Origin of the sequence: Dechloromonas sp. TW-R-39-2 (assembly GCF_016864195.1) — a bacterium.
Classification (GTDB): Bacteria; Pseudomonadota; Gammaproteobacteria; order Burkholderiales; family Rhodocyclaceae; genus Azonexus.
Genome location: NZ_CP045202.1, coordinates 1,351,655 through 1,376,138, shown reverse-complemented (window position 1 = coordinate 1,376,138; position 24,484 = coordinate 1,351,655). Strand labels below are relative to the sequence as shown.

Sequence of the window (24,484 nt, the reverse complement as noted above, 5' to 3'; positions counted from 1 at the left end):
TTTGTTTTTTCTGGCCGGGAAATTACCGCATTCGCTCAGCGCCACTTCCGACGCAACAGAATGACAGCGTAGGCAGCGATTCCGGCAAAGACAAAGAATGACCAGTTGGCCATCGAAAGCCCGAGGAATACCCATTCCTTACTGGTGCAGAAACCGGTTGCCAGGAAAAGAGATGGCCACTGCATGCCAAGCATGTCGACCAGACGTTCAAGCAAAGTGGGATCGGTAAAACCGCACTCGGTCGCCAACTCGGGAAAAGCCTGCATCCAGCTTTGCTGTGCAGCCACCCCGGCACCTAGCAGGGCAAACCCGGCAACGAGCACAAGCCAGAGAGGATGAGCGGCGGGCAAGACAAAACCGAGCAATGCCAGCACACCAATCACCAGGTAAAGCAAACGCTGGAAAATGCACATCGGGCATGGCGACAGACGCAACAAGGCCTGCAACTGCATGCCGAAAGCGACCAGACCGAAACAGCCCAGCGACAATGTCGCAAACCAGGCACGCAAGGGAACTTTTGAAAAAATCATGCGGAGTGTCCAGATTGAAATCGAGTCCGGGCATTCTAAGGCAAGCCACCGAAAAACAGGCTGCCCAGCAGGTCGACCGCGACAAAGTGGACCGGCAGGCCGCGCCTCGTTAAGATTGGCACATGAATACACGCATCCTTCTCGTCGAAGACGACGAACGCCTGGCCGAACTGACTGCCGAATACCTGACCAAGAACGACCTGCAAGTCAGCATCGAGCCACGCGGCGACACTGCCGAAGCTCGCATCCTGAACGAACAGCCGGATCTGGTCATCCTTGATGTCATGCTGCCCGGCAAGGATGGCTTCGAAGTATGCCGCGCCGTACGCCCGCATTACCGCGGCGTCATTCTCATGCTGACTGCGCGCGACGAAGATTTCGACCAAATTCTCGGCCTTGAAATGGGCGCTGACGACTACATCGCGAAACCGGTTCAGCCACGCGTCCTGCTCGCCCGTATCAAGGCATTGCTGCGTCGACTGCCTGCTCCGGCCGAAGGCGGCAGCACGGATGCCGAGCAGATGGTTTTCGGGCAATTCAGAATCAGCCAGGCAACCCGTACCGCAGCACTGAGCGGTGAAACAATCGATCTGACGACAGCAGAATTCGACCTGCTCTGGCTGCTCGCCTCACATGCCGGCAATGTGCTGTCGCGCGACGATTTGCTGCAGGAACTTCGCGGCATTGGTTTTGACGGCCTGGATCGTTCGATCGATGCCCGGATTTCCCGTCTGCGCAAAAAGCTCAATGACGATCCGGAAAATCCGACCCGGATCAAGACCGTGCGCGGCAAGGGCTATCTGTTCAGCAAGCATGACTGGAACTGATCTCCCCGGTCGGACCAAGGGCGAGAAAGAACACAACCAGGGCCTGGCCCGCTCGCTCTTCCGCGTCACCCTGCCGCGCTGGCGCGGTGGCCGCTATAGCCTGTCGAAACTGTTTTTCAATTTCTACCTGCTGGCGATGGGCTCGTTCGTCGCCATCGCCTTCACTGCCGACTTTGTCATCTCGACCGCCCAGCGCGGCATTACCGATGACTACGCGCGTCGCTTCATGCGCGGCACGATCACCCTGATTGAAGATGAACTGTTTCGCCAGCCACGCAGCACCTGGCCGCGCAAGATTCGCGAACTGGACGAAAAATTCTCCTACAAGCTCGGCATTGTCGAACGCATCAGTCTCGACCGGACGCTGACGCCGACACAAGTCGACAAGCTTGACTCCGGAGATATCGCAATCGACCACGATGGCGACATCATGTACCACCGCCTCGGCACCAGCAGTCAGGTACTAGTCGTCGGCCCGCTGGCCTCGAACCGCAACCCGGAACTGAAAGACAGATTGCCGCTCGAATTGCGCCTGCGCCTGCTGACCTGGAGCTTGACCGGGCTGATTTTCGGTATCGCACTGTGGTTCTGGGTTCGCCCCGTCTGGCGCGATCTCGAAGCACTGCGCCAAACGGCACGCGACCTGGGAGACGGCAACTTCGAAGCGCGCTCTCCAGCGGCTCGCAGCCAATTGTTCGCCCCACTCTCCGACACCATGAACAACATGGCGGAGCGCGTCCAGCAACTGCTGGCCACCCATCGCGAGCTTGCCTGCGGGATTTCACACGAATTGCGCACCCCGATTGCACGCATGCGCTTTGCGCTCGAAATGCTGACCGAAACGGATGAGCTGGCCGAACGCGAACGCCTGTGGGCGATGATGGAAGGTGATCTCGAAGAACTCGACCACCTGATCGATACCAGCCTGACCTATGCCCGCTTCGAGCGCGAAGCCCCCGAGCCGCACTTCTCCAGCGTCCAGTTTGCCAGCTGGCTGGTCGCGGAAGTCGATGCCGTTCGCCTGCTCGGCCGCAACCTCGATATCACGGTCGACACCTCGGAATTGCCGGAAAAGCTTTGCGTCGACCTCGACCGGAAGGCCATGCCCTATGCACTGCGCAATCTGCTGCGCAATGCCTTCAAGTATGCCAGCAAGGAAATCCGGGTCAGCGCGGAAATACTGGCCGAGCAGATTCTCATCCACGTCGATGATGACGGGATTGGCATTCCGCCCGAAGAGCGCGAGCACATATTCTCCGCCTTCACGCGACTCGATCGTTCGCGCGACCGCTCGACCGGCGGTTACGGCCTGGGCCTGGCAATCACTCGCCGCGTCCTTGAACTCCATGGCGGAACGGCCATCGCCGGCGCTTCGCCGCAAGGCGGCGCACGTTTCACCCTGAGCTGGAAAGCCTGCCAGTAACGGCCTTGACAGCCGTTACAAAGCGTCACAGACGATCATTGGCTGTTACCTCCAGCCCACGCTTGCGCAACAGACAGCTTGACCATGCATCTCTAGAATGCGATGCATGGATCAACAGCAAGCCCGTAAAGAGGAGAAACTCAAAATGACCGAAACGAATATCAAGCAATTTCTTGCCGCAGCCCGCAGCTACTTCTTTGAACTGATGCCGACGCAGCCGATGCTGGCCAGCATCCCGACCCGGTCAATCCGCTAATGGCTTTTGCCGACAACCTGCCGATCAATGAAAGCCTCGGTGTTTTCATTGGTGTCGCCGGTTTTGACTGGCTCGCCGAAGGTCAGGCCGAACCGCTGAAAGCCATTGCTGCCGCAGTCGCCACAGGTGCCGTCATTGTTGCAACCCGCCACTGGCTGAAGAAACGCCGTCGCGACTGAAGGAACAGATTTACCCTCCTCTCGAAACTCCCCCGTTCGAGAAACTCCCTGTTACCCCGCCCTTGAGGCGGGGTTTTTTTTGCCCAAATATTACAAGCAGCAATAATGTATCAACAGTAACAAAAGTGGGTGATAATCCAAGGACAATATGCCCCGCCAAGGGGCAACCCAATCAAACCTCATGGGGAGACACACCATGTTTCGCTCCTTGCAATCTCGCTTGCTGGCCTTTTTGATGGTACTGCTCGTCGGCACCGTGCTATCGCTTGGCATACTGTTTTACCAACAACTTCGCGGTCTACTGCTTGAAGACATCGAAAACGAAGCGCGCAGTTCAAGTAATGGCTACGCCTTTGCGGTCAGCGAATGGCTGGCAACACGTTCGGCAATGATCGCTTCACTGCGCCCGGTGGTCGGACGCAACGATGCCCCGGAAATCTTTGCCCGTTACGCCGAAGCAGGTGGATTCGACCTGGTCTATGCCGGCTCGCCCGACAAGCGCATGGTGTTTTCCAAACCGCAGAACGTCCCGGCCGGCTATGACCCGACACAACGGCCGTGGTACCAGGGCGCTGAAAAAATCGGCCCCAAGTCGGTCTTTGTCTCCAAACCTTATGTCGATGCCTTTACCGGCAGCCTGATTCTTTCCCTGGCCGCAGTCGTTCAGGAAGATGGCAAAACCAAGGGCGTCGTGGCCAATGACATGTCGATTGCCCAGGTTGCCAAGGAAATCCTCTCGGTGCGCCTGCCAGGCGAAGGATATGCCTACATCCTGCACAAAGACGGGACGGTGCTTGTGCACCCGAACAAGGATGCGATTCTCAAACCAGTATCGAGCATTGCCCCGGAACTAACCCCGGAGCGCCAGGCCAAGGCGGTGGAAGAAGGCAAGCTGTTCAGTATCATCCGCGAAGGCGAAGAGCGTTTCCAGTTTCTGACACCTGTAAAGAACAGCGACTGGGTGCTCGGCGTTTCGCTGTCAAAGAAAATTGTGCTTGAGCCGCTCAACCGCCTGCTTGTCACGCTGGCCGGCGCACTGCTTGTCGTCGTCGCGGTTGCCGCATTACTGGCTGGCACGATCACCAGCCGGATGCTCTCTGGCTTACGCCAGATTCGCGACCGGATGCAAGACATCGCCAAGGGTGGCGGTGACCTGACGGTTCGCCTGCAGATCGACAGCAAGGATGAAATCGGCGAAACGGCCAGCGCCTTCAACCGCTTCCTCGAACAACTCGGCCAGATGTTCGCCTCCTTCCGCACCGAAGCCAACAGCCTGGCCGAAGGTGTGCAGCGGCTCAATCAAGTCATCGACACGATTGCCAATGAATCGATGCACCTTTCCGAAACGGCCAGCGCCAATGCGGCATCGATCGAACAGATTACCGTCGCTGTGTCGCACATTGCCGACAATGCCGAAGATGTCGATCGCATGATGCGCGATACAGGCAGCCTGTCACGCGCCAGTGTTGCAGAAATCGCGGCGGTATCGACGGATGCCGAACGCTCGGTATCCCAGGTTGAAGAAATGTCGAGCATCCTGCACAGCCTGGATTCCCGCTCGCAGGAAATTCACGGCATCGTCAATGTGATCAAGGGCATCGCCGACCAGACCAATCTGCTGGCGCTGAATGCCGCTATCGAAGCAGCACGGGCCGGCGAACAAGGCCGCGGCTTTGCCGTGGTGGCCGACGAGGTACGGAAGCTGGCCGAAGGCACGGCCAAGGCCACCGTGGAAATTGCCGGGATGATCGATGCCGTCCGCAACGAAACGTCGCAAGCCGGCAAGACAATGACGGCCACCGTGGAAACCGTTCGCCGCGGCGTCGACATGTCGCGCGAAGCAGCCAGCCGGATCACCGAAATCGAGCAGAAAATCCACGAGGCCGTCGAGCGGGTCGGCGATATTGCCTTGTCGACCAATGAGCAGCGCGGGGCGACCACGGCCATGGCGCAGACCACCGAGCACATCAACAACCGGGTCATGGCCGAGGATGAAGCGATCCAGATCGCCCGCCAGGAACTGGCCCAACTGGCTCGTACCGCAGGCGACACGCGTCAGCTACTGGCCGGCTTCAGGCTTTAGGGCATGCGCCATTCGGTGAGGCTGCCCTCAGGCAGCTTCACCGAACCAGTTACCCCCCAGGCAGGCACGCAGCGCGAGCCGTGCGCGGTGCAGCTGGACCCAGCAGTTGCTGTTGGTGATGCCCAGCGTCTGGCAGATTTCGTCGGTATCGAAGCCCATCACCTCACGCATCGTGAAAATACGGGCGCTGGCTTCCGGCAAGCGATACAGGCACGTCTCGAAAACTTCCCAGAAGCGCTTGTTTTCCATCGACTGATCCGGCGTAGCCCAGCTTGATGGACGCGTATCTTCGGCCCAATGTTCGCGATCATCGAAATAGGCATTCAAATCGCTGTCGTTTTCGGCGTCGACCATGACATCGTCGCGCACGCGCTGGCGCAGGGTGTCGACAATCTTGTTTTTGAGGATGGCCAGCACCCAGGTGCGCAGCGATGCTTTTGAAGCAAATTTCTCGCGTCCCTGGAATGCTGCGGTCAACGCCTCCTGCACGGCATCTTCTGCCTGCGCCTTGTTGCGCAGTTGAAGATCGGCAAAACGGACCATGTCACGACGCAGGCTGCCGAGAAACTCCGGGTCGAGCAAAGGGTCTGTTTTCATTTCGAGGGACAGCCATGAAGAGGTGGCCGATAATACTGTAAAAATATTTGTAAGGTTTTTGGCATCGCTCCGACTAATCGAACAGGCACCCCGCCTGCGTTGCACCCACAGGAACAGAAATGATCAGTTGCAAGGAAGCAACCCGTCTGGCGTCACTACAACTCGAACGCAAACTCAGCTTCTGGGAACGCATTCAGTTTCGGTTTCATCTGGCGTATTGCGCAAGCTGTCGACTGACCGAAAAACAATTTCAGTTCCTGCGCAAGGCAACGGGAGCCTGGATCAATCATCAGGATTGATCCACCTCACCTCGACCACAACGGAGATAAATCATGAAAACCAAGCACATCCTTTCCCTCGCCATCGGCTCCGCCTTTGCCGCCGCCACCCTGAGCCCGGTTGCTCACGCCGCAGACAATCCGTTCGGCGCGACCCGACTGGAGGCCGGCTACCAACTGGCCCAGGCCGACACCAAAGGCAAGGATGGCAAGTGTGGCGAAGCCAAGTGCGGGGCTGACAAGAAAGCGGCTGAAAAGAAAAAAGACGGCAAGTGCGGTGAAGCGAAATGTGGTGCCGACACAAAAGCCGACAAGAAGAAGGATGGCAAATGCGGCGAAGCCAAGTGCGGGGCTGACAAGAAGTAATTGCAGCATCAGGCTGGCGGTGCAGGCTACGGACCTGACCGCCGCCCCCCACTGGCCAGGAGCAATTCATGACACACCGCCCGCTCGGCGGCGCCGGTCTCGGCTTTCGCCGTGAACTGATCGACGCGCTGAAGACTCACGTCCCCGAGGAAATCGGCTTCTTTGAACTGGCACCGGAAAACTGGGCCGGCATGGGGGGCAAATCCGCCAAGGACTTGCGCTACTTTACCGAGCGCCACGCCTTTGCCTGCCATGGGCTGTCGCTCTCGCTCGGCGGCATTGCCCCGCTCGACATCAAGCTGTTGCAACAGATCCGGCGTTTCATGAACGAACACGGCATGACGCTGTACACCGAGCATCTTTCCTGGTGCACCGACGACAGCCATCTCTACGATCTGCTGCCGATTCCGATGACGGAAAAAGCCGTTCGATGGACGGTCGACCGCATCAAACAAACGCAGGACATTCTCGAGATGCAGATCGGCATCGAAAATGCCTCGTACTATTTTTCACCGCCCGGCGCCGAGATGAGCGAGCCGGAATTCATCAGCCGCATCGTGCACGAAGCGGACTGCCTGCTGCATCTCGACGTGAATAACATTTACGTCAATAGCCGGAATTTCAGTTTTGATCCGGCCACATTCATGGCCGCCCTGCCGCTCGAAAAAACCTGCTACATCCATGTTGCCGGCCATTACGTCGAACCCGATGGATTGCTCGTCGACACACATGGCGCCACGGTCATCGACCCGGTCTGGCAACTACTGGAAACAGCGTATCAGCGCACCGGCGTGGTTCCCACCTGCCTCGAACGCGATTTCAATATCAACGATTTGGCGACGTTGACCGCGGAAGTCGCCCACATCGCACGCCTGCAAGCCGGGGCCAAAAATGAGCACACCTGACTTTCAAACGTTCCAGCGCGCCCTCGGCCGCCATCTGCGCGACCCGCGGCGCAGCCCGCGCCCGGCCGGCATCCCGGCCCGCCGGATGGCGATCTACAACGAGTTGCTGTTCACCAATATCTGCGGCTTTCTTGATCAATGTTTTCCTGTATGTCGCGCCACGCTCGGCGAACAACGCTGGCGCCGCCTGAACCGCAACTTCTTCCGCGACTGGCCCAGCCATACCCCCTGGTTTCGAGAAATTCCGCAGGAATTTGTCCGCTATCTGCAAGCAGCAGAAATTCGCCAGCCGCTTCCGGCGTGGTTCACCGAGCTGGCCCATTACGAATGGGTGGAGCTTGCGGTCGACATCATGGATCGCCCGATTCCGCCGCACGATCCGGCCGGCAATCTGCTGATCGGCCAGCCGCTGCTCAATCCGACGCTGATGAACCTGGATTACCAGTGGCCGGTGCACCTGATCGGCCCGAACTACAGGCCGCGCAAGATCCAACCCAGCCAGTTGCTGGTTTTTCGCGACCGAGAGGACAAGGTCCGGTTTGTCGCCAGCACCCCGGTCACCTCGCGCCTGCTCAAGCTGGTTGGCGAGCGCGGACTGAACGGTCGTGCCGCCTGCCTGCACATTGCCTCAGAGTTGCACCATCCGGCCCCCGAAGCATTGGTCAGCCACGGCCACGCCATGCTCAGCCAATTGCGTGAGCAAGGCATCATCCTGGGAACAAAATCATGAAAACCATGCTCGCTCGTAGTTTTTCCGCCCTTGACTGGCTCGGACTATGGCTTGCCATGCTCAGCCTGCGCATCCTGCTCGGCTGGGATTTCTTCGAATCGGGCCTGGAAAAACTCACCGGTGAAAACTGGTTCATGGACATCCAGGAACGTTTCCCCCCCCCGTTCAACCTGATTCCGCCGGAGATCAGCTGGCAGATGGCCACCTGGTTCGAACTGCTCGGCGGGCTGGCCCTGGTCATCGGGCTGGCCACCCGCTTTTTCTCGATCTCGCTATTCGTCCTGACGCTCGTCGCGATTGCCAGCGTGCACTGGCCGGATAGCTGGGCGACCTTGAGCCAACTGATGCAGGGTTATGGATTTACCGACCAAGGCTTTGGCAATTTCAAGCTCCCGGTCCTCTTTCTCGGCATGCTGTTGCCCCTGATTCTTGGCGGGCCGGGGAAACTATCGCTTGACCACTACCTGCGCCGACGCTGGCTCAAGTCGTGAAACAAAGCGGCTACAAACCAGAAACAACCGTCAGTCAAGGTTACAAAGCCCATCCACAAGCAGAACAGACGCCGGCTGCCCGGTTCGCTACAGTGATTTCACCCTCAAACACTGAAGGAGAAATCATGGAAAAGACCCGCAACAAGGTTCGCAAGTTTCTGAAACTGGACAAACTCGGTCAGCGTGTCGCGCAGGCGGCACGTTCCATCAACCGGCAGCGCAAGGAAAGGGCGATCCGGGCGTTTGAGCGCAGCCTGATGCCGATTGCCTGAGCCACGCCCCCTCTCCCTGAACCGATGGCGGACAACCCGAAACCGGGTTATTCCGCCGTCGTCGTATTGAGCAGGCGCACTTCACGCTGGGGAAAGGGAATCTCGATCCCGTTCTCGCGGAAACTGCGCCAGATACCGAGATTGATGTCCGACAACACGTTGCCACGCCCCTCTTCCGGGTCGGCGATCCAGAAACCGAGTTCAAGATTGATGCTGCTGTCGCCAAACTGGGTCAGCATGACGCGCGGTGCCGGATCAGCCAGTACCCGCGCCTGGGCGCTCGCTACATCGGTCATCAGTTGCATGACCCGATCGAGATCGCTGTTGTAAGCCACCCCGACCGTCGTCGCCAGACGCATCCGGCTGTCGGAATAAGTCTGGTTCTGGACCACGCTGCCGATCAACGTTTCATTCGGCACGATGAACTCCGTCCCGCCGGGATGCTTGAGCACCGTGTAGCGCGTCGTGATCTGGGTAACCTGCCCGCTATCCGCGCCCACCTGGACGATGTTGCCCAGTTTGATCGAGCGATCGAGCAGGATGATGAAGCCGGAGACATAATTGCTGGCGATTTTCTGCAAGCCCAGCCCCAGGCCAACACCCAGCGCACCGGTAAAAACCGAAAGCGCAGTCATGTCGATCCCGACCAGCGACAAGCTGGTGACAATTGCGAGAACCGTGAGCAGCGCCTTGGCCAGGCGCACGCCGACAATCCGCAGGCTGGAGTCGAGACGATCGAGGCGCATCAGCTTCGCTTCGATCAGACCGGCAATCCAGAGCGCCAGCACGACGGTCAGGAAGACCGTGACAATACCGTGCAGGATCATCCACAGATTGATCCGCTGCTTGCCAATCGCGAACTCGACCTGTTCAAGCGAATCGATCACATACGGTGCAACATCGGTGATGTAAAGCGCCAGCCAGCCCCAGACCACGGCGGCAATAATCCGCTCCCAGGCCGACAACCAGGCGGCGCGGGGAAAAGCCTGGCGCAAGACGAAAATGACGCTGCGTACCAACGCCATCGAACCGAGCAAGGGCAAAGCCAGCTTGAGCAGATTGACGTGAAAGAACGGCTTGAGCGCCAGCCTTGCCACACCGACCAGCACCATGCCGGTGACCGGAAAGACCAGACGGGCACCAGCATCGCTCAGGCGACCGGCGCCCTCCTGGTGACGCCCGTGCCAGAAGCGGGCAAACAGATAAGCCCCGCCCAGACAGCAAAGCAAGGCCAGCACCTGCCAGATGAAATTCGGATCGTTGATATCCGCCCAAATATCATTGAGCAACTGCAACGCCGGATTATTCTGGCTCATGCCTTCTTGTCCAGCACGGCAGCAAAGAAACCGTCGGTCAAATGCTGATGCGGCAGCAAACGCAGCAAATCCCCGTCCAGCGAAACGCCGTGGCGAGCCAGTACGGTCGACGCCGGAACCAACTCGAAATCGGGATGGCTAGCCAGGAAGGCTTCGATGATCGCATCGTTTTCCGCGGTCAACAGGCTGCAAGTGGCATAAACCACACGCCCGCCCGGACGCACCAGCTTGGCAGCGGCGGCAAGGATGGAAGCCTGCTTGACGGTCAATTCGGCGACCGATGCTTCGCTCTGACGCCATTTCAGATCGGGATTGCGCCGCAAGGTACCCAGGCCGGAACACGGCGCATCGACCAGCACGCGATCGACCTTGCCGGCCAGACGCTTGATCTTGGTATCGCGCTCGTGCTCGATGCGGGCCGGATGCACATTCGACAGGCCGGAACGAGCCAGACGCGGCTTGAGATTGCCCAACCGCTTGTCGGAGACATCGAAGGCGTAAAGACGGCCGGTATTCTTCATCAAGGCACCCAGCAGCAGCGTTTTGCCGCCGGCACCGGCGCACAGGTCGACGACCATTTCGCCACGCTTCGGCTCCAGCAGGTAACCGAGCAACTGGCTTCCTTCGTCCTGCACTTCGAACGCCCCTTCGAGGAAGAGCGGGTGCTTGGCCAACGCCGGCTTTTCACGCAGGCGGATGGCGGTCGGCGACAAGGTACCGGCCGCACCTTCAATGCCATCTGCTGCGAGGCGCTCAAGGACGGCATCACGGTTGCTCTTGAGGGTATTGACGCGCAGGTCGAGCGGTGCCGGCTGGTTCAGGGTGCGCGACAGGGCCAATACTTCATCGGCCCCGAACTGGGCTTCCAGGCGCTCGTACAGCCAATCCGGCAGATCGCAGCGCACAGCCGGGGCAAAGTCGGTTTCCGGCATCGACTTGGCCGCGGCCAGCCATTCTTCCTCGCTCGCCTTGAGCACGGGCGCCAGTTCGCGCTGGCTCCAACCACGTGTCACAGCCAGCGCAACCAGCAACAGGCGACGGTCGGAAATCTGGCCGGCGCAGCGTGCCTCCAGGCTGCGGCCACGGCGCAGCACGGCAAAAACCGTTTCGGCGACAAAGGCCCGGTCGGCATGACCCAACTGACGATTTTCGCGGAAATAGCGCGAAACAACGGCATCAGCCGGGTGATCGAAGCGCAGCAACTGGCCGAGAACGGTTTCAGCGTGGGCGAACAGGGCGGGAGTGAAACGAGCTTTCATCATTTTCCTAAATCAACAGCTGTGGTTGGGCACCACGGGTACTAAAACATCAAGGGTTGGCCGGCAGGCCGATTTCGGCGGCCATCTGGGAATAGCTGTCGCCTTTTTTATCCGTAAACCGGATTTTAACCGGCAAGCGGTGAAGATCGAGCGCAATCCAGATTTCTGTCGTGTTATCGGTCATCGCGCGCAGGTGCAGCGTACGAAAACGGCCAGCTGGCGTCTCGATTTCTTCTTCGCCCAGCGAGTCGAGGCTGTAACGCTCATACTTCTTGCCGGTCACCACACCAAGCGCCGTGCCGGCCTCCAGGTGGGCGACGTAGGCCAGTTGGTAATTGAGCGACAGGATGTCCTGCGTTCCCGGTGCGATTTCGCGCACGCTGCCATCGCGCGACAACCTGACAAGCGCGGTCGACCAGTCAAAATCGGCATTTTCATTGGCGTCGACACCATTCTTCAAGCTGCGGAATGTTTCTGGCTGCAAACCCCCAGCCACCAGCCGGCCCCGGCTTTCAATCTCGAGACGCACCGGCTTGAGCAAGGCGGCCAGACCGCTGGTTTCCGTCGTCCCGGAAAGGCGGTAGCTGCCATCGGCGGCAAATTCCCAGCGATGCTCGGCGCGCCCGACCTGCAGATCGAGCGAATCCTTGAAGATGACGAAACGAATCGCCCCTTGCGTCGGCAGGAGAGGCTGGGCCGGCTCGGGGGCCGCCACTTCCGCGGTCGACGTTTGTTCCGGGGCGATTTCCACGGCCGGCTCGGGTTGAGGGGCAATCGACTGGGCTGTCGCTTGTGTGCTGCTCAGACGCCTTGGTACAGGCTTTCTGGCGACCCGTCGGGGCGCTTCAGGCTTCGCGGCGGGCGCTGCCGGCAAAGGCCGCAACTCGGCTTCCAGCCTGGGCGACTCAGCCCCCTGGCCGGGCAAGACCAGATCTGTACCGAACAAGGCCGCGGCATGCAGCACCAGCGACCCGGCGAGGGCGACCAGCAGCGCAATCGGCATCGTGCTTCAGCGCACCTCGGGCGAAATCAGGACCGATTGATCGACCAGATCGGCCGCCAGCCTGACCCGGCCGTTTTCAAGCCGCAGCTTGTCTTCGGCAAACCAGCGCACGGCCTGCGGGTAGACCTTGTGTTCCTGAATCAGAATGCGGGCTGCCAGCGCCGCTTCATCGTCGCCATCGAGCACCGGCACGGCAGCCTGGATGACGACCGGGCCATGATCCAGCTCGGCCGTGACGAAATGCACCGTGCAACCGTGGATCCGCACACCTTCTTCAAGCGCCCGCTGATGCGTGTGCAAACCGGGGAAGGATGGCAGCAGCGACGGGTGGATGTTGAGCAGGCGACCTTCGTAATGACGCACGAAATCGGCCGTCAGAATGCGCATGAAACCAGCCAGCACGACCAGATCGGGTGCAAAACCGTCGATGCATTCAGCCAGCGCGGCATCGAAGGCTTCGCGCCCGGCAAATGCCTTGTGGTCGATGTAATGCGTTGCGATTCCTGCCTTGGCGGCCGTCTCCAGACCTTTGGCATCCGGCCGGTTGCTGATCACGGCAGCGATATTGACCGGCAGATTGCCGGCATCGCGGGCGGCGATCAGCGCTTCCATATTGCTGCCACGGCCGGAAATCAGGATGACAATATTCTTCATTTCAAAAAACTCACAGGCAAAAAGATCGTGCTGACTACCGTTTGAGTCAGCCGTGAAAGAGTGCGGCCATTGCGATCGGCAACCACCTTGGCCATCAGGTCGAGCAAGCCCATCAAACGGCCGAATTCGCGTTCGAAAGACAGATTGCGATTGGCCGGATCAAGTTCATTCGAGAGCAGGTAAAGCTCTCCGCCGGGCATCCGGTCATTGCCCAGCTTCCAGACAGCGACTTCCATGTTGCGGGCGCAATTGAACAGTTTCAGCTCATTCAGGCTATCCAGCACATAAAACTCTTCCCTGTGCTCGAACGCCGCATCAGCCATGGTCAACAAGCCCAGCATCAGCGCGGCAACCCGGTCGCCGCCATAATTTTCACTGAAAGCCAGCGCAGCCGCCTGTCCTTCGCGCAAGCCGCCGAGTTCGGGCAGGCTGCGGTAGTGACGCATGCGCAAACGTTCCAACGCTGCTTCCCGGCTGACTACACCGGCTTTTTTCCATTCCTTTGGATTACGACGGTACAGCTTGTCGGCAATCAGCATCAAACCGGCCATCACCTCCGCCCGGTTGGTATCGGCGATGCGGTCGACTTCCGATTTGGCCAGATATTTGATGTCGACCGCAGTTTCCGTCCGTCCATCCTTCCCCAGTTTCGTCGTGCACGCCATCAGGCCGAGCGCGACGAGAAGGAGGAAGAACCAGCGCATCAGGCTTCCCGCGTTTTCAGATAACCGACACCAATCGGAATCAGCGAAGAAACGATGATGCCGACGATGATCAGCGACAGATTGGTTTTAACCCAGGGAATATTACCCAGCCAGTAACCGGCGGCACACAGCGAAACCACCCAGCCCATCGCACCGATCAGGTTGAAGAGCGTGAATTTGGCGTAGGACATTTCACCGATTCCCGCGACAAACGGCGCGAACGTGCGGAACAGCGGCAGAAAACGGGAAAGCACCAGCGTCTTGCCACCATGTTTCTCGTAAAAAGCGTGCGTCTTGATCAGTGCATTGCGATTGAAGAAACGCGAGTTTTCCCAATGAAAAACCTTGGGGCCCAAAAAGCGGCCGATCTGGTAGTTCAGCATGTTGCCGAGAATTGCGGCGGCCGAAAGCACGCCGATCAGCACGAAGATATCCATGCCGCCCTCGCCCAGCGCGGCCAGCGCGCCGGCCACGAAAAGCAGCGAATCGCCCGGCAGGAAGGGGAAAACGACAAACCCGGTTTCGGCAAAGACGATGAAGAAAAGAATGCCGTAGATCCACAAGCCGTGTTGCTGCACCAGCAAAGCCAGATGCTTGTCGAGATGAAGCACGATGTCGAGAAACTGCGCGAAGAATTCCATGCGGCAAGGCCAAGGCGGATAAAGGCGTCATTTTACCTCAAGGTATAATCGCGCCATGCCCACGATTGCCCGCCTCCCCGACCTGCTGATCAGCCAGATTGCTGCCGGCGAAGTCGTTGAACGTCCCGCCTCGGTTCTCAAGGAACTGCTCGAAAACAGCCTCGACGCCGGCAGCAAGGCCGTCCAGGTGCATCTGGAAGAAGGCGGCGTCAAACTGATCCGCATCACCGATGACGGTTGCGGCATTGCCAAGGAACAACTCGCCCTGGCCTTGACTCGCCATGCCACGTCGAAAATTGTCTCGCTCGATGACCTCGAACGGGTTGGCACGCTCGGTTTTCGCGGTGAAGCACTGGCCTCGGTCGCCTCGGTCGCCCGGCTGGCAATCAGCAGCCGCGAACGCGGCGCCAGCCACGCCTGGAAGCTGAAAGCCGAAAATGGCGCCGAGCCGGAACCGGCAGCGCTGATGGCCGGCAGCGTGGTCGAAATGCGCGACCTGTATTACAACACCCCGGCCCGGCGTAAATTCCTCAAGGCCGAGGGTACCGAATTCGCCCATTGCACCGATGCCGTCAAACGCCTGGCACTGACCCGGCCGGATGTCGCCTTCAGCCTGACCCACAACGGTCGCAACCTGTTCCAGCTGGCGCCGGCCGACAGTGCCCGCCGCATCGCCGATATTCTCGGCGACGACTTTCTCGGTGCGGCTCGCGCGGTCGACGCGGCCAGCGGGCCGATTTCCATCGCCGGATTCGCCATTGACCCGACCCGCGCCAGCGATGCCAAGGATGGCCAGTACGTCTTCGTCAATGGCCGCTTCGTGCGCGACAAGATCATCAGCCATGCACTGCGCGAAGCCTACCGCGACGTACTGCACGGCAGCCGCCAGCCGGCTGTCTGCCTGTTCGTCAGCATCGATCCGGCGCTGGTCGACGTCAATGTGCATCCGGCCAAGACCGAGGTCCGCTTCCGCGACTCACGCGCCATGCACCAGTTCGTTTTCCACGCCATCCAGCGCACGCTGGCCGCGCCGGTACAGAACGATAATCGCGACCTGGCCGTGCCGGCCGATACCCTGCCCGGCGGTTCGCCACAGGCCTACACCGTCACCCCGTCACCAACGACCGGCCACAGCGCCGCCCCGGCTTACGCCCAATACGCGCCGCCCCTTCGCCATCAGGGCAGCCTGGGTGTGGCCGAACCGGCAGCCGCCGCTTACCTGGCCTTCGCCAAGGCCACGCAAAATATCGGGACAACGACCTACGCTTCAGGCAACCCGGCAAGCACGCCCCAATTCAGCCCGAATGAGACAGTCGACCGCGACGGTCCGCCGCTCGGCTACGCCCTCGCCCAGTTGCACGGTATCTACGTGCTAGCCCAAAACGCACGCGGCCTGGTCCTGATTGACATGCATGCGGCGCACGAGCGCATCCTCTACGAAAAGCTGAAAACCGCTTTCGACAATCGCCAGATCGCGACGCAAGCGCTGCTCATCCCCGCCGTTTTCTCGGCCGAGCCGCTCGATATCGCCGCCGTCGAGGAACACAGCGAAGCGCTGGCCGAACTCGGTTTCCAGATCACCGCACTCGGCCCGAACCAGCTCGGCGTGCGCAGCGTGCCGGCCTTGCTCCAGTCCGGCGATCCCGCCGCGCTGGCCCGTTCGCTGATCGGCGAACTGCGCGAGCACGGCATCACCCAACTGGCCACCGCCCGCCGCAACGAACTGCTCGCCACCATGGCCTGCCACGGCGCGGTGCGCGCCCGTCGCCAGCTCAGCGTGCCGGAAATGAACGCCTTGCTGCGCCAGATGGAAGAAACCGAACGGGCCGGCCAGTGCAACCACGGTCGCCCGACATGGACCGAATTGCCACTGGAACAGCTCGACAAGCTCTTCCTGCGCGGCCAGTAAACGCCCCGCCCCCGCCCTTCAACATACCGAGAAAAATTCCATGGCGATTTCCTGGCTGACCGTACTGCAAAGCGTTCCCTGGTCCGACGTGATCAGCAATGCCCCGAAAGTGGCCGACGGCGCAAAAAAACTGTGGGGCTCGATGGGCCGGAAGTCCGGTGCGACGGCGCCAGCTGGCAGCGACCTGAGCGCGGCCGAAGAACAAAGCATCGCTTCGCTGCATGCCCGTCTGCTTGCCGTCGAGGCAGAACTGGCCAGCCAGCATGAGCAATTGCTCGCTTCGTCCGAACTGATCAAGGAATTGGCCGAACAGAATGCGTTGCTGATTGCCCGGGCCGAAGCGGCACGGGTCCGCATCGGGCGACTCTGGATCAGTGCGCTGCTGCTCGGCATCACCGCCGCAGCCGGCGTGGCACTGCATTTCATCCGCTAAAGACGCGGTTAAAGAATCAACGGGCGATCCGGCAATTCGTTCGGATTGCGTTCGCCAGCCGGAAAATGTCCGGCCAGCAGGTTACCAGCCTGGCGAATGGCCCCTAACGCGCCGTCACGATAGTCGCCGGCCTTGAAGGCGGCTTCCATGCCACGACAAATGGCGTCCCACTCGGCCTGTACCACTTTGGCGGCAATGCCGCGATCAGCCAGGATTTCGACCTGCCGGTCGACCAACTGGACGTAAATCAGCACGCCGCTGTTGCCCTCGGTATCCCACACCCCCAGACGGGCAAACAGCTCTGCCGCGCGCTGTCGCGCAGTGCGCCCCCGCCGCAAATCGGCCCAGGGCATCGGTCCTTCGACGACGAAACGGATTTCACCGCGCTGCCCCGCTTCGGCCACCTCGACTGCAGCGCCGATTTCCGCCGACAGTGCCGGACCGAAGCGCCGGGCCGCCAGCCAGGGCGGCGTCAGCAGATGCTTGAAAATTCTTCCAAAATTCATTTACCAGCTCCCCGAGGCACCACCGCCTCCGCCCGAACCACCGCCCCCGCTGAAGCCACCACCGCCCCCCGAGCGACTGTTCAAGATGCCGCTGAGCAAGATATCCAGTCCGAAGATCGCCAGCAGAATGCCGATCACCGCCCCGCCGACCACCCCGGCCAAACCGCCGACCAGCAACCAGCCCAGCCCGGCGCTCAAGCCACCGGCTACCGTGCAGCCGAGCAAATTGCCAAGCAACTGACGCAGGATGGTGCCACCGACCACGATGACCAGCGCCACGCCGATCAGCATGACTTCCGGAATATCGGCCAGCCGCCCGAATGAAGGCCCGCTGCCTTGCGGCGCAGAAGGCTCCGGCAATGATTCGCCATCCACCACTTTGAGGATGGCATCGACACCAGCTTCGATACCGCCGGGAATATCACCGGCCTTGAACTGCGGCGTGATGGTTTCCGCAATGATCCGCTTGGCGGTCGCGTCATTCAGCGCACCCTCCAGGCCGTAACCGACCTCGATGCGCAGCCGGCGATCATCCTTGGCAACGATCAGCATCACGCCATCGTCAATCCCCTTACGCCCGACTTTCCAGGCATCGAACAGGCGTATTCCGAATTGCTCGATCGTTTCCGGCTGCGTACTCGGCAACACCAGGACGACGACCTGCGCCCCTTTTCTGGCCTCGAAAGCAGCCAGCTTCTGCTCCAGGCCGGCACGCCGACCGGCATCCAGCGAGCCGGTCAGATCGGTCACCCGCGCCGTCAGGCCGGGCAGCGCAACCAGCCCGGCTGTTTCCGGTGCCGCCCAGGCGAATACCGAAAACAGACAGAACAGCAGCGCTACGAAATGGCCGCCCAAACGGATACCGACGGATTTCACTCAGGCCTTACTGCGCAGGAGCCGGCTTTGGCGCGTTGAAATCGATCTTCGGTGCGGAACTGATCGCTTTTTCATCGTCGACCGTGAAATTGGCCTTGGCCTTCCAGCCCATCACCATCGCCGTCAGATTGTTCGGGAAGGTACGCACTGAAATGTTGTATTCCTGAACCGCCTTGATGTAACGATTGCGCGCCACGGCGATGCGGTTTTCGGTCCCTTCGATCTGCGCCTGCAGATCGCGGAAATTGGCATCGGCCTTGAGTTGCGGGTAATTCTCGGACACCACCAGCAAACGACTCAGTGCGCTGGACAATTCGCCCTGAGCTTTCTGGAAGCGGGCAAAGGCGGCTTCGTCATTGACCAGCTCCGGTGTCGCCTTGATGCCGCCGACACTGGCACGTGCCTCGGTCACCCGGGTCAGTACTTCCTTCTCGTGGGCTGCATAGCCCTGGACGATGGAGACCAGGTTGGGCACCAGATCGGCCCGCCGCTTGTACTGGTTGAGTACCTCGGACCAGGCGGCATTGACGCCTTCGTCATTGGTCAGTATCTGGTTGTAGCCACAACCTGAAAGCAGCGAGCTAATCATGGCAATCAGGGCAAACAGGCGAAATTTCATGGCGGAACACTCCCGGTAACAAAATCAATGCGATCAATATGGGGCAGGCCCGGGCAAAGCTCAAGATCATCCGTGTAACGTTTCGTATGACCGATACGGCGTTTTCCGGCAGGAAGCCGGGTTGACCGCAGCAGTCCAAAGAGGATGGCATCGTTTATCATCAAGCCTCTGCCATTGCTCCGGAATCACTCGCCATGCCCCGCCCAACCCTCCTTGGCCTGCCGCCAAGTACTGTTGCCACCCCACTGGTCGCTTGCGCCCTGCTGGCCGCAAGCTGGGGACAGGCGCTGGGCTGGATGATGCTGCTGGTCGTTTCCGGCGTGTTGATCGCAACGGTCCTGGTCGCCGTCTTTCACGCCGAAGTAATCGCCCACCGCGTCGGCGAACCTTTGGGAACGCTGGTGCTGGCACTGGCGGTCACTGTCATCGAGGTTTCGCTGATCGTATCGATGATGCTTTCCGGCGGCGAAAACGTCGCTGCGCTAGCCCGCGATACTGTCTTCGCCACCGTCATGATCATCTGCAATGGCGTGATCGGCCTTTGTCTCTTGGCTGGCGCCATCCGCCACCGTTTTGTTTCCTTCCGGGTCGAGGGCACCAGTTCGGCCCTCTCCGTGCTTGCCGCCCTGACCACGCTGACCTTGATTCTTCCCGAGTTCACGACGACCACGCCCGGTCCAACCTACGCACCGTCGCAACTGGCTTTTGCCGGGCTGATGTCCTTGTTGCTCTACGGCGTCTTTGTGTTCGTCCAGACCGTTCGCCACCGGGATTTCTTCCGTCTCCCCGACGGCATGACCGAAGAGGAGGATCATGCTACCCCCGCGCACGGCAGCCTGTCACTCAGCCTGGGCCTGCTGCTCGCCTCGCTGGTCGCCGTCGTCGGGCTGGCCAAGATGCTCGCCCCGGCGATCCAGCACGGCGTCGAAGCGGCATCAGCGCCGGCCGCCGTGGTCGGCATCGCCATCGCCATGCTGGTCCTGCTGCCGGAAACCTGGGCGGCACTGCGCGCTGCGCTGCGCAATCGCATGCAGACCAGTCTCAACCTTGCGCTCGGCTCGGCGCTGGCGACGATCGGCCTGACCATTCCCGCCGTCGGATTGCTCTCGATCATGCTCGACGTTCCACTGGTCCTCGGTTTGCCAGCCAAGGAAATCGTCCTGCTCTTCCTCACCCTGCTGGTCAGCACGATCACGCTGGCCAGCGGCCAGGCCACCGTACTACAAGGGGCCGTTCATCTCGTCCTGTTTGCGGCCTTTCTTTTCCTCGCCATCATTCCCTGATCGCGAGCCAAGGGCCGCGGTCAAACTGCACCGCGGCCTCCTTGCCTTACCGCTTCGTATCGCGGCTTACCACTTCATTTCGCCTTTATTGACCTTGGCGCCGATATCGAGCGCAATCCCGAGACCGGCCTTCGGATAGGCGGTTTTCATCGTTTCGATCAGAGCGGCAGCATTGCTGCTGCTTGCTGCGGTCGACTCGAACTTGACCAGGTAATTCCGCGTGTAATTGATGGCCGACGCATCGAGCGGCGTACCGGCTTGCATGTGACCGGGGACGACGACCGCCGGTTGCAGCGCGGCCATTTCATCCAGTTGGGCGAGCCAGGCCTGGCGTTCGGCCGGCTTCTGGGTGTCTGCGGTCCACACATGCAGATTCCCGAAAACGCCGATGTTGCCGACCACCGCCTTGAGTGACGGAATCCAGACGTAGGGACGATGCGCCAGCAGACCTTCGCTGCCGCGGATTTCAATCGTTTCACCGTCGACCGTCAGGCTGTGACCGCTGAAGGCTTGCGGCAGCACCGCTTGCCGGGGCGCATTGGCCCCCATCTTCGGCCCCCAGAAAGCCACCTTGCCCTGAACCTTGGCCTTGATTTTCTCCAGCACAGCGGGGCTGGTCAGCACCTCGGCCTGCGGAAAAATCTCCTTCAGCACTTCGACGCCGAAGTAATAATCGGGATCGGCCTGGCTGACGTAAATCGTTTTCAGCTGCTTGCCGCTATCGAGCACATTGGCGGCAATCCGGTAGGCATCGGCACGGGTAAAACCGGCATCGATCACCACTGCTTCCTTTTCGCCGGTCACCAGCACCGAATTGACATGAAAGCTGCCGGCTTCGGCGTTGTACACCTTGAGTTGCAGCGGTTGGGCAGCTTCGGCACCAGCAAAGGACAGAGCCAGCGTGGCGGCGATGAGGGTTTGGCGAATCATGGTGAGCTCCTTGGGTTGAATGTGTTGCGACGGGAGCCACTTTAATTTCAAATAACGGACAGATAAATGCGGTAATCTGCGCATAATTATTTCAAAAATTAAAACAATGGACAGACTGAGCGCCCTGCACATCTTCAGCGACATTGCCGAAACCGGCAGTTTCACCGCCACGGCGGAACGCCTGGAACTATCGCGAGCCATGGTCACGCGAGCCATCGCCGAACTTGAGCAATGGCTGGGCGCCCGCCTGCTGCAGCGAACCACCCGACGCGTCACGCTGACGGAAGCCGGCATCCAGTGCCTGCGCCGCAGCCAGCAAATGCTGGCGCTGCGTCAGGACATGGAAGAGGAAATCGCCCCATCCGACGGAGAGTTGCGCGGTCAACTACGCCTGACCAGCAGCATGTCCTTCGGCCATGCACATCTGGCGGCGGCGCTGGGGGATTTTCTTGAGCTGCATCCGCAACTCAAAATCGACCTCGACGTCGGCGACCGTGCGGTCAATCTGGTCGAAGCGCGCATCGACCTTGCCATCCGGATCAGCGCCGAGCCCGATCCAGCCTTGATCGCCCGGCCGTTGGCCGAGTGCACATCGATGCTGGTGGCTTCCCCTGGCTACCTGGCACAACATCCGGCCATTCTCCAGCCCGGCGATCTGTTGCAGCACCGCTGTCTCGGCCACAGCAATTTTGGCCGCAGCGAATGGCGGCTCAGCCGCGCCGAAGAAAACATCGAAATCGCGGTCAGTTGCCGCTTTACGGCCAACGAAGCAACCGTGCTGCGGGAAGCCGCCTTAGCCGACAGCGGCATTGCCTTGCTACCGACTTACCTGGTTGCTCCGGCAGTCAGTGCTGGCCATTTGGTCCAGGTCCTGCCGGCCTGGCAACTGCCCCGGCTGACCATCCATGCCTTGTATGCCTCGCGCCGCCATCTCTCCCCGGCAGTCCGGGCCTTGGTCGACTTTCTGGTCGAGCGTTTCGCCACACCGCGTTGGCAAGAGGCTTATTGAGGCGGTTTGGCGAGCTGGGCCTTGACGATAGGCCCGACCGAATTCCAGACCCAGGAACTGGCCCCGACCACCAGTGCCGTACCGACGATCAGTTGAATCAGCAAAACGATCAAATCATGCTGCTGGCGGCTGAGTTTGCGCGCCGGATTGGTTGCTCCGCATCCCGGACAAGCTTCGGCAGAGGTATCGACTTTGTGGCCGCAGGCGCGGCAAGGAACGAGGGACATGGCTACTCCACTGGGTTTTGCCCGATTATAGGCCGGAGCTCGGCGCCCGGTGCGTGGTAGCATTCGCCGCCATGAATTCGTCTCGTCTGCCTCCTGCCATCCTGATCATGGGCCCGACTGCCTCGGGCAAGACCGCGGCCGCCATGGCGCTGGCCGACCGTTTTCCAGTCGAACTGATCAGCGTCGACTCGGCCCAGGTGTTCCGCGACATGGACGTCGGTACCGCCAAGCCGGACAAAGCCACGCTGAGCCGCTATCCGCACCACCTGATCGACCTTATTTCGCCGGAAGAAAGCTATTCGGCAGCCCGTTTCCGGGCCGATGCGCTGGCCGCCATGGAGCAGATCACGCAAGCCGGCAAAATACCCGTTCTGGTCGGCGGGACGATGCTTTACTTTCGCGCCCTGCTCAATGGCCTGGCCGAGCTGCCGCAGGCCGATGCCGCACTGCGCGCCGAGATCGATGCCGAAGCGGCACGCGAAGGCTGGCCGGCAATGCATGCCAAATTGGCCCTGCTCGACCCGTCGACCGCGGCACGCCTGCACACGACCGACAGCCAGCGCCTGCAACGGGCACTCGAAGTCTGCCGCCTGAGCGGCCGGCCGATGTCCGAACTGCTGGCCGAGAGCGAACAGCAAAAACCGGCCTACGATTTTCTCTCGATCGGCCTGCTGCCGTCAGACCGTGCCGTACTGCACGAACGCATCGCCCGGCGCTTCGATGAAATGCTGCTCGGGGGACTGGACGAAGAAGTCCGGTACTTGCGCGAAAAATACGCACTGAATCTCGGCCTGCCGTCGATGCGCTGCGTCGGTTATCGCCAGACCTGGGAAGCCCAGGACGGCCTGTTGCCGAAGAAGGAATTGCGCGACCGCGGCATCTTTGCCACGCGCCAACTGGCCAAGCGACAAATCACCTGGCTGACCAACTCGTTCGAATCCGAACAGTTTGACTGCCTCGATACCGCGCTGAGCGAGCAAGTCGCCCGGCGCGTCAGCGAATTCCTTACTTCCTGAGCAAACCCTCCAGGCTCTTGGCCAAGGCTTCAAGCTGGCCGACGATCTGCAGGCTTTCGTCCTGCGTCCCGACCATGCGCTGCATGAACTCGCTGGCCATCGCCGTCATGCGCTCCTCCTGGTCTTCGGTCAGGCCGAGGTGCACATAGGATTTCATCAAGGCTTCCTGAAACTCGATCATCACCTGGGTCAGCGAGAAGCAGTTGCGCCGGTAATTCGACTGCACCGCATCCAGCGTGTCATGCAGGCGCGGCAAGGCTGACTCGATGCCACTGCGTCGGCGCTGGGTCAGGATTTCCAGCTCAATGGCGCGCAGGCGGGCCTCGGCACCTTCGGCCAGCAAAGCGCCGTTATCGCGAATCCGGCCGCAACGGTCGGCATCGTCGACCGGCATGTTGTTCACCATCAAGGTGACCTGCCCGTAATTGAAAACGCAACGCGATTTGAAGTGAAAAATCCGGCCGGAATGCTGTACATGGTTGAGCACCGACACCTCAAGCGGCAGATTGACCCCGTTCTGACTGACCGACAACACGTCGTCCCCCAGCCGGAACTGAACCGCTGCCTGCAAATCGTATTGCTGCATCGCCTCAAGCACGGCGGCGGCCAGCTCATCAGCCGTGGCACAGGCAAAGGACTTGCTCAGGAATTGCAGCACAACCCCCAGTTCGCCCATGCTGACCATGGCTGACATGGCGGTTTTCTGGGCATAGCCGGCTTGCTCGTGCAGCGCCTTCTTTTCAGCCAGCAAACGCCCGGCAACTGCCAGCTTGCTCTGTAGTTCGGCTGGTTCGAAGGGCTTGACGATGAAATCATCGCCCCCCGCTTCGTAACAAATCAGGCGCGTCTCGATATCGTCATGGCCGGACACGAAATAAACCGGGATGTCCTGTGTGTCCCAATCTTCCTTGAGATGACGACACAGGGCATAACCGTCGATTTCCGGCATCGACACATCCAGCAGAAAGAGATCGGGCTTTTGTTCGGCGACGCGTTTCAGGCAAAGGTCACCGGAACTGAAGGTTTCAAGCTGGCAAAAACCATCAAGAATACCCGTCAGAATATCGAGAATCAGTTGATCATCGTCGACGGCATAAACACGCAATGCAGCATCCATTGAAAGCCTCGGCAAAATGACTTTGGAAAATCCATTTTCCTTTGC

General features: G+C 60.3%; 29 protein-coding genes. 15 read left to right on the top strand and 14 right to left on the bottom strand.

Annotated elements, in window-relative coordinates:
* Nucleotides 1-35: 35 nt before the first annotated feature.
* Nucleotides 36-530, bottom strand: a complete 495-nt coding sequence (locus GBK02_RS06560) for a disulfide bond formation protein B (protein ID WP_203468937.1) — start codon at nucleotides 528-530, stop codon at nucleotides 36-38.
* Between the two features lie 122 nt (nucleotides 531-652).
* On the opposite strand from GBK02_RS06560, the gene GBK02_RS06555 reads away from it, so the two are divergent.
* From GBK02_RS06555 to GBK02_RS06540, 4 genes are all read left to right on the top strand, one after another.
* Nucleotides 653-1,357 carry a winged helix-turn-helix domain-containing protein gene (locus GBK02_RS06555; RefSeq protein ID WP_203468936.1) on the top strand — a complete coding sequence of 235 codons (705 nt, stop codon included), beginning with the start codon at nucleotides 653-655 and terminating at the stop codon, nucleotides 1,355-1,357.
* Complete coding sequence (locus GBK02_RS06550) at nucleotides 1,344-2,780, top strand: ATP-binding protein (protein WP_203468935.1); 1,437 nt, start codon at nucleotides 1,344-1,346, stop codon at nucleotides 2,778-2,780. Before GBK02_RS06555 ends, GBK02_RS06550 begins: the two co-directional genes overlap by 14 nt.
* 255 nt (nucleotides 2,781-3,035) lie before the next feature.
* Nucleotides 3,036-3,215 carry a hypothetical protein gene (locus tag GBK02_RS06545; protein ID WP_203468934.1) on the top strand — a complete coding sequence of 60 codons (180 nt, stop codon included), beginning with the start codon at nucleotides 3,036-3,038 and terminating at the stop codon, nucleotides 3,213-3,215.
* 196 nt (nucleotides 3,216-3,411) lie between these two features.
* The gene (locus GBK02_RS06540; RefSeq protein ID WP_203468933.1) at nucleotides 3,412-5,298 is read left to right on the top strand and encodes a methyl-accepting chemotaxis protein; all 1,887 of its coding nucleotides are present in this window, start codon (nucleotides 3,412-3,414) and stop codon (nucleotides 5,296-5,298) included.
* A 27-nt stretch (nucleotides 5,299-5,325) separates the two neighbouring features.
* Here GBK02_RS06540 and GBK02_RS06535 read toward each other — a convergent pair whose 3' ends face one another.
* Nucleotides 5,326-5,895, bottom strand: coding sequence for a sigma-70 family RNA polymerase sigma factor (locus GBK02_RS06535; protein WP_203468932.1), 570 nt, complete (start codon nucleotides 5,893-5,895; stop codon nucleotides 5,326-5,328).
* 119 nt (nucleotides 5,896-6,014) lie between these two features.
* Here GBK02_RS06535 and GBK02_RS06530 point away from each other — a divergent pair, with 119 nt between their 5' ends.
* The 6 genes from GBK02_RS06530 (at nucleotide 6,015) to GBK02_RS06505 (ending at nucleotide 8,937) form a co-directional block, all read left to right on the top strand.
* Complete coding sequence (locus GBK02_RS06530; protein ID WP_203468931.1) at nucleotides 6,015-6,194, top strand: zf-HC2 domain-containing protein; 180 nt, start codon at nucleotides 6,015-6,017, stop codon at nucleotides 6,192-6,194.
* A gap of 33 nt (nucleotides 6,195-6,227) precedes the next feature.
* Entirely contained in the window at nucleotides 6,228-6,539 is a 312-nt protein-coding gene (locus GBK02_RS06525; RefSeq protein ID WP_203468930.1) for a hypothetical protein, read from the top strand.
* A gap of 68 nt (nucleotides 6,540-6,607) precedes the next feature.
* Nucleotides 6,608-7,444 (top strand): DUF692 domain-containing protein, encoded by an 837-nt coding sequence (locus GBK02_RS06520; protein ID WP_203468929.1) that lies wholly within the window; start codon nucleotides 6,608-6,610, stop codon nucleotides 7,442-7,444.
* Entirely contained in the window at nucleotides 7,431-8,174 is a 744-nt protein-coding gene (locus tag GBK02_RS06515) for a DUF2063 domain-containing protein (RefSeq protein ID WP_203468928.1), read from the top strand. The genes GBK02_RS06520 and GBK02_RS06515 overlap by 14 nt, the downstream gene beginning before the upstream one ends.
* Nucleotides 8,171-8,665, top strand: a complete 495-nt coding sequence (locus tag GBK02_RS06510; protein WP_203468927.1) for a DoxX family protein — start codon at nucleotides 8,171-8,173, stop codon at nucleotides 8,663-8,665. Before GBK02_RS06515 ends, GBK02_RS06510 begins: the two co-directional genes overlap by 4 nt.
* A 125-nt stretch (nucleotides 8,666-8,790) precedes the next feature.
* Entirely contained in the window at nucleotides 8,791-8,937 is a 147-nt protein-coding gene (locus GBK02_RS06505; protein WP_203468926.1) for a hypothetical protein, read from the top strand.
* A 47-nt stretch (nucleotides 8,938-8,984) separates the two neighbouring features.
* On the opposite strand, the gene GBK02_RS06500 is transcribed toward GBK02_RS06505, so the two are convergent.
* The 6 genes from GBK02_RS06500 to GBK02_RS06475 are packed head-to-tail and all read right to left on the bottom strand — an operon-like array spanning nucleotide 8,985 to nucleotide 14,514.
* Entirely contained in the window at nucleotides 8,985-10,253 is a 1,269-nt protein-coding gene (locus tag GBK02_RS06500) for a mechanosensitive ion channel family protein (protein ID WP_203468925.1), read from the bottom strand.
* On the bottom strand, nucleotides 10,250-11,512 hold the full coding sequence (locus tag GBK02_RS06495; RefSeq protein ID WP_203469316.1) for an RsmB/NOP family class I SAM-dependent RNA methyltransferase: 1,263 nt from the start codon (nucleotides 11,510-11,512) through the stop codon (nucleotides 10,250-10,252). The genes GBK02_RS06500 and GBK02_RS06495 overlap by 4 nt, the downstream gene beginning before the upstream one ends.
* Nucleotides 11,513-11,561: 49 nt before the next feature.
* Entirely contained in the window at nucleotides 11,562-12,515 is a 954-nt protein-coding gene (locus tag GBK02_RS06490) for a DUF3108 domain-containing protein (protein WP_203468924.1), read from the bottom strand.
* Nucleotides 12,516-12,521: 6 nt separating this feature from the next.
* Nucleotides 12,522-13,169, bottom strand: a complete 648-nt coding sequence (gene purN, locus GBK02_RS06485) for a phosphoribosylglycinamide formyltransferase (RefSeq protein WP_203468923.1) — start codon at nucleotides 13,167-13,169, stop codon at nucleotides 12,522-12,524.
* Entirely contained in the window at nucleotides 13,166-13,873 is a 708-nt protein-coding gene (locus GBK02_RS06480; protein WP_203468922.1) for a hypothetical protein, read from the bottom strand. The genes purN and GBK02_RS06480 overlap by 4 nt, the downstream gene beginning before the upstream one ends.
* Nucleotides 13,873-14,514 carry a DedA family protein gene (locus tag GBK02_RS06475; protein ID WP_203468921.1) on the bottom strand — a complete coding sequence of 214 codons (642 nt, stop codon included), beginning with the start codon at nucleotides 14,512-14,514 and terminating at the stop codon, nucleotides 13,873-13,875. The genes GBK02_RS06480 and GBK02_RS06475 overlap by 1 nt, the downstream gene beginning before the upstream one ends.
* Nucleotides 14,515-14,569: 55 nt before the next feature.
* Here GBK02_RS06475 and mutL point away from each other — a divergent pair, with 55 nt between their 5' ends.
* Together mutL and GBK02_RS06465 are read left to right on the top strand one after the other, a co-directional pair.
* Nucleotides 14,570-16,423 (top strand): DNA mismatch repair endonuclease MutL, encoded by a 1,854-nt coding sequence (gene mutL, locus GBK02_RS06470; protein WP_203468920.1) that lies wholly within the window; start codon nucleotides 14,570-14,572, stop codon nucleotides 16,421-16,423.
* A gap of 40 nt (nucleotides 16,424-16,463) precedes the next feature.
* The gene (locus GBK02_RS06465; protein ID WP_203468919.1) at nucleotides 16,464-16,856 is read left to right on the top strand and encodes a hypothetical protein; all 393 of its coding nucleotides are present in this window, start codon (nucleotides 16,464-16,466) and stop codon (nucleotides 16,854-16,856) included.
* 8 nt (nucleotides 16,857-16,864) lie between these two features.
* On the opposite strand, the gene GBK02_RS06460 is transcribed toward GBK02_RS06465, so the two are convergent.
* The 3 genes from GBK02_RS06460 to GBK02_RS06450 are packed head-to-tail and all read right to left on the bottom strand — an operon-like array spanning nucleotide 16,865 to nucleotide 18,857.
* Nucleotides 16,865-17,362 (bottom strand): TPM domain-containing protein, encoded by a 498-nt coding sequence (locus GBK02_RS06460; RefSeq protein ID WP_203468918.1) that lies wholly within the window; start codon nucleotides 17,360-17,362, stop codon nucleotides 16,865-16,867.
* The gene (locus GBK02_RS06455; protein WP_203468917.1) at nucleotides 17,363-18,238 is read right to left on the bottom strand and encodes a YgcG family protein; all 876 of its coding nucleotides are present in this window, start codon (nucleotides 18,236-18,238) and stop codon (nucleotides 17,363-17,365) included. It abuts the gene before it with no gap.
* Between the two features lie 7 nt (nucleotides 18,239-18,245).
* Nucleotides 18,246-18,857 (bottom strand): LemA family protein, encoded by a 612-nt coding sequence (locus GBK02_RS06450; protein WP_203468916.1) that lies wholly within the window; start codon nucleotides 18,855-18,857, stop codon nucleotides 18,246-18,248.
* A 194-nt stretch (nucleotides 18,858-19,051) separates the two neighbouring features.
* Between GBK02_RS06450 and GBK02_RS06445 the strand changes: the two genes are divergently transcribed.
* On the top strand, nucleotides 19,052-20,140 hold the full coding sequence (locus GBK02_RS06445; RefSeq protein ID WP_203468915.1) for a calcium:proton antiporter: 1,089 nt from the start codon (nucleotides 19,052-19,054) through the stop codon (nucleotides 20,138-20,140).
* A 66-nt stretch (nucleotides 20,141-20,206) separates the two neighbouring features.
* Here the strand turns inward: GBK02_RS06445 and GBK02_RS06440 are convergent, their stop codons facing one another.
* Entirely contained in the window at nucleotides 20,207-21,070 is an 864-nt protein-coding gene (locus tag GBK02_RS06440) for an MBL fold metallo-hydrolase (protein ID WP_203468914.1), read from the bottom strand.
* Between the two features lie 106 nt (nucleotides 21,071-21,176).
* On the opposite strand from GBK02_RS06440, the gene GBK02_RS06435 reads away from it, so the two are divergent.
* A complete protein-coding gene (locus GBK02_RS06435) occupies nucleotides 21,177-22,079 on the top strand; it encodes a LysR family transcriptional regulator (RefSeq protein ID WP_203468913.1) in 903 nt (300 codons plus the stop codon).
* On the opposite strand, the gene GBK02_RS06430 is transcribed toward GBK02_RS06435, so the two are convergent.
* Nucleotides 22,073-22,306, bottom strand: a complete 234-nt coding sequence (locus GBK02_RS06430) for a hypothetical protein (protein ID WP_203468912.1) — start codon at nucleotides 22,304-22,306, stop codon at nucleotides 22,073-22,075. The genes GBK02_RS06435 and GBK02_RS06430 overlap by 7 nt on opposite strands.
* 71 nt (nucleotides 22,307-22,377) lie before the next feature.
* Between GBK02_RS06430 and miaA the strand changes: the two genes are divergently transcribed.
* Complete coding sequence (gene miaA, locus GBK02_RS06425) at nucleotides 22,378-23,322, top strand: tRNA (adenosine(37)-N6)-dimethylallyltransferase MiaA (RefSeq protein ID WP_203468911.1); 945 nt, start codon at nucleotides 22,378-22,380, stop codon at nucleotides 23,320-23,322.
* Here the strand turns inward: miaA and GBK02_RS06420 are convergent.
* Nucleotides 23,312-24,439, bottom strand: coding sequence for a PleD family two-component system response regulator (locus GBK02_RS06420; protein ID WP_203468910.1), 1,128 nt, complete (start codon nucleotides 24,437-24,439; stop codon nucleotides 23,312-23,314). The two genes, miaA and GBK02_RS06420, sit on opposite strands and share 11 nt — an antisense overlap.
* Nucleotides 24,440-24,484 lie beyond the last annotated feature (45 nt).

Coding starts and splice junctions, on each gene's coding strand:
- GBK02_RS06560 (WP_203468937.1), bottom strand. CDS start 530: ATGATTTTTTCAAAAGTTCCCTTGCGTGCCTGGTTTGCGACATTGTCG.
- GBK02_RS06555 (WP_203468936.1), top strand. CDS start 653: ATGAATACACGCATCCTTCTCGTCGAAGACGACGAACGCCTGGCCGAA.
- GBK02_RS06550 (WP_203468935.1), top strand. CDS start 1,344: ATGACTGGAACTGATCTCCCCGGTCGGACCAAGGGCGAGAAAGAACAC.
- GBK02_RS06545 (WP_203468934.1), top strand. CDS start 3,036: ATGGCTTTTGCCGACAACCTGCCGATCAATGAAAGCCTCGGTGTTTTC.
- GBK02_RS06540 (WP_203468933.1), top strand. CDS start 3,412: ATGTTTCGCTCCTTGCAATCTCGCTTGCTGGCCTTTTTGATGGTACTG.
- GBK02_RS06535 (WP_203468932.1), bottom strand. CDS start 5,895: ATGAAAACAGACCCTTTGCTCGACCCGGAGTTTCTCGGCAGCCTGCGT.
- GBK02_RS06530 (WP_203468931.1), top strand. CDS start 6,015: ATGATCAGTTGCAAGGAAGCAACCCGTCTGGCGTCACTACAACTCGAA.
- GBK02_RS06525 (WP_203468930.1), top strand. CDS start 6,228: ATGAAAACCAAGCACATCCTTTCCCTCGCCATCGGCTCCGCCTTTGCC.
- GBK02_RS06520 (WP_203468929.1), top strand. CDS start 6,608: ATGACACACCGCCCGCTCGGCGGCGCCGGTCTCGGCTTTCGCCGTGAA.
- GBK02_RS06515 (WP_203468928.1), top strand. CDS start 7,431: ATGAGCACACCTGACTTTCAAACGTTCCAGCGCGCCCTCGGCCGCCAT.
- GBK02_RS06510 (WP_203468927.1), top strand. CDS start 8,171: ATGAAAACCATGCTCGCTCGTAGTTTTTCCGCCCTTGACTGGCTCGGA.
- GBK02_RS06505 (WP_203468926.1), top strand. CDS start 8,791: ATGGAAAAGACCCGCAACAAGGTTCGCAAGTTTCTGAAACTGGACAAA.
- GBK02_RS06500 (WP_203468925.1), bottom strand. CDS start 10,253: ATGAGCCAGAATAATCCGGCGTTGCAGTTGCTCAATGATATTTGGGCG.
- GBK02_RS06495 (WP_203469316.1), bottom strand. CDS start 11,512: ATGAAAGCTCGTTTCACTCCCGCCCTGTTCGCCCACGCTGAAACCGTT.
- GBK02_RS06490 (WP_203468924.1), bottom strand. CDS start 12,515: ATGCCGATTGCGCTGCTGGTCGCCCTCGCCGGGTCGCTGGTGCTGCAT.
- purN (WP_203468923.1), bottom strand. CDS start 13,169: ATGAAGAATATTGTCATCCTGATTTCCGGCCGTGGCAGCAATATGGAA.
- GBK02_RS06480 (WP_203468922.1), bottom strand. CDS start 13,873: ATGCGCTGGTTCTTCCTCCTTCTCGTCGCGCTCGGCCTGATGGCGTGC.
- GBK02_RS06475 (WP_203468921.1), bottom strand. CDS start 14,514: ATGGAATTCTTCGCGCAGTTTCTCGACATCGTGCTTCATCTCGACAAG.
- mutL (WP_203468920.1), top strand. CDS start 14,570: ATGCCCACGATTGCCCGCCTCCCCGACCTGCTGATCAGCCAGATTGCT.
- GBK02_RS06465 (WP_203468919.1), top strand. CDS start 16,464: ATGGCGATTTCCTGGCTGACCGTACTGCAAAGCGTTCCCTGGTCCGAC.
- GBK02_RS06460 (WP_203468918.1), bottom strand. CDS start 17,362: ATGAATTTTGGAAGAATTTTCAAGCATCTGCTGACGCCGCCCTGGCTG.
- GBK02_RS06450 (WP_203468916.1), bottom strand. CDS start 18,857: ATGAAATTTCGCCTGTTTGCCCTGATTGCCATGATTAGCTCGCTGCTT.
- GBK02_RS06445 (WP_203468915.1), top strand. CDS start 19,052: ATGCCCCGCCCAACCCTCCTTGGCCTGCCGCCAAGTACTGTTGCCACC.
- GBK02_RS06440 (WP_203468914.1), bottom strand. CDS start 21,070: ATGATTCGCCAAACCCTCATCGCCGCCACGCTGGCTCTGTCCTTTGCT.
- GBK02_RS06435 (WP_203468913.1), top strand. CDS start 21,177: ATGGACAGACTGAGCGCCCTGCACATCTTCAGCGACATTGCCGAAACC.
- GBK02_RS06430 (WP_203468912.1), bottom strand. CDS start 22,306: ATGTCCCTCGTTCCTTGCCGCGCCTGCGGCCACAAAGTCGATACCTCT.
- miaA (WP_203468911.1), top strand. CDS start 22,378: ATGAATTCGTCTCGTCTGCCTCCTGCCATCCTGATCATGGGCCCGACT.
- GBK02_RS06420 (WP_203468910.1), bottom strand. CDS start 24,439: ATGGATGCTGCATTGCGTGTTTATGCCGTCGACGATGATCAACTGATT.